Origin of the sequence: Actinomyces sp. oral taxon 849 str. F0330 (genome assembly GCF_000239715.1) — a bacterium.
In the GTDB taxonomy this organism is placed as follows: Bacteria; Actinomycetota; Actinomycetes; order Actinomycetales; family Actinomycetaceae; genus Actinomyces; species Actinomyces johnsonii.
In genome coordinates, this window is the sequence record NZ_JH470369.1 from 1 (window position 1) to 2,173 (window position 2,173).

Sequence of the window (2,173 nt, forward strand, 5' to 3'; positions counted from 1 at the left end):
CGGCTGAGCGTGAGCGGCTGAGCGTGAGCGGCTGAGCGTGAGCGGCTGAGCGTGAGCGGCGTGAGCGTGAGCGGCTGAGCGTGAGCGGCTGAGCGTGAGCGGCTGAGCGTGAGCGGCTGAGCGTGAGCGGCTGAGCGTGAGCGGCTGAGCGTGAGCGGCTGAGCGTGAGCGGCTGAGCGTGAGCGGCTGAGCGTGAGCGGCTGAGCGTGAGCGGCTGAGCGTGAGCGGCTGAGCGTGAGCGGCTGAGCGTGAGCGGCTGAGCGTGAGCGGCTGAGCGTGAGCGGAGGGGCCGGGCCCCGGAGGGGGAGCGAAAGCGGGGGCAGTTCAAATACCCGGGCCGGCGTGCAGGGGGCGGCCCAAGCCCCCCTGCAACCCCCTGTGAACCAGGTCACCAAAAATCTGAAGTATCGGATATGGGTTAAGACCTACATATCCCAGGGCAACATGTTAGAGTGGCCGTATGACGCCGAAAAACCCCCGTGCCGCCTCATGGGAGGCCGCATGGCTGCCGAGACGCCCCCTCAGCGGCCGTGAAAAATCGGGCCCCTACCGTCGGCGGCCGCGAGACGAGGCCCTCACTGACCCCCTCATCGAGGCCAACCCCCTCGTCAAGAAGAGCTTGGTGATCGTGGACGTCGACACCACGGAGATCGAGGGCCTGACCACCCTGCTCGGCCTGCCCCACGAGTCCTGGGCCGTCCGACGACGCGGCCCCGTCGGGACCGGACATCTCGGCTGGGCACTCACCGCCCCCGTCTGCCTGACCGACGCCGCCCGACGCCGCCCCGTCCGCCTCCTGGCCCGCATCGAGACCGGCCTGACCGACGTCCTGGGGGCCGACACCGCCTACACCGGCCGCATCACCCGAAACCCCATCCACCCCGGCCCACACCGGCACACCCTGTGGGACCAGGACCACGAGACCATCCCCACCTACAGTCTGCGCGACCTCGCCACCCCCCTGGAAGCACTCGGCGCACTGCCCGCCTGGGACGACCCCAGACCACGCAAATCCTCCGGTATCGGCCGCAACGTCGACATCTTCGACCGCACCCGATCCTGGGGATACCGCGCCATCCGCCGCTACTGGACCGACGACCCCGAGACTTGGGCCCAGATCGTCGAAGCCAGAGCCACCATGCTCAACCACGCCCTCGAAAACGAGAACCGCCAGCCCTTGCCGACCATGGAGATACACCACCTATCCAGATCCATCGCCAAATGGATCTGGAAAAGATTCACCCCGACAGAATTCTCAAAAATCCAATCCACACGAGCAAAAATAAGCGGACCAACACGTCAAAAGAAAAGTGCCAATATTATCCAGGAGGCTCTCAATGGCAACGTATAAGCGTATCGATCGTGGGAAGGAAAGCATTAGAGGACTCTCTGAGAAAACCGGTCTGAGTATCGCCACGTTCGTCGTCACACGTCACTGCCTCGTGATGAGTGGCTCACCAAGAAAGCAGCCGAGCGGGAGGCGATCCTCATCTACCACGACGATGAGGGACATTCCTGGACCCAGACCGCCGCGCACTTCGGCCTCCACGTCGACACCGTCCGACGACGCGCCCGCCGCGCCCGCAGAGACCGCGCAGCAGCACAGGCCGCCACAGCAGCCGACACCCACGAGGACCCGCAGTCCTCGACCTGACACCCACAGGATGTCACCACGCCTCCCCTCACGATTGCTGTCCGCGACGGGGAGGCACTTTTATGCCCACTTTTCCCAGCAACACCAACAGCATACCCAATAACTTAGGTAAACCTAACCCGCCCATAATCCTCCGGCGTAACGCTGGGCGTACCCCTGAGCATAGGACCCGGCATAACCCCCCGCGTAAGGCTGTGCGTAAACCTCCGCGTAGAGGCTGGCGTAGAGCTATGCGTGCCCCAGGGCGTGACACCGGGCACACCACCCGGCACCACCCAGAACCCACCCCTACCAGCACCAACACCCCCACCACAGCACACCCCGAAAAACGCGCGGGGAAGGCGCCCGGGAATGGGCGGGAGGGGCGCGTCCCCGAGGGGGACGGGGTAGGGGGCGACGAGGATACTCCCGTCGCCCCCTACTTCCTCTACAGCCCCAGAAAACGAACCAAGGCGGCCAACAAGTCCAAGACCTTATCGGGATTGGTCACCGCCCAAAAAACCACCAACCCAAATCCTT

At 64.9% G+C, this 2,173-nt stretch carries 3 protein-coding genes; all 3 read left to right on the forward strand.

The genetic code is table 11. From position 1 onward, the window contains the following. Positions 1-460: 460 nt before the first annotated feature. A complete protein-coding gene (locus HMPREF0975_RS14050) occupies positions 461-1,351 on the forward strand; it encodes a replication initiation protein (RefSeq protein WP_009234890.1) in 891 nt (296 codons plus the stop codon). A 132-nt stretch (positions 1,352-1,483) separates the two neighbouring features. Continuing rightward, complete coding sequence (locus tag HMPREF0975_RS17405; protein ID WP_442852337.1) at positions 1,484-1,654, forward strand: sigma factor-like helix-turn-helix DNA-binding protein; 171 nt, start codon at positions 1,484-1,486, stop codon at positions 1,652-1,654. A gap of 230 nt (positions 1,655-1,884) precedes the next feature. Then, the coding region (locus HMPREF0975_RS16960) for a hypothetical protein (protein WP_232212548.1) at positions 1,885-2,173 on the forward strand (289 nt) is incomplete at its 3' end.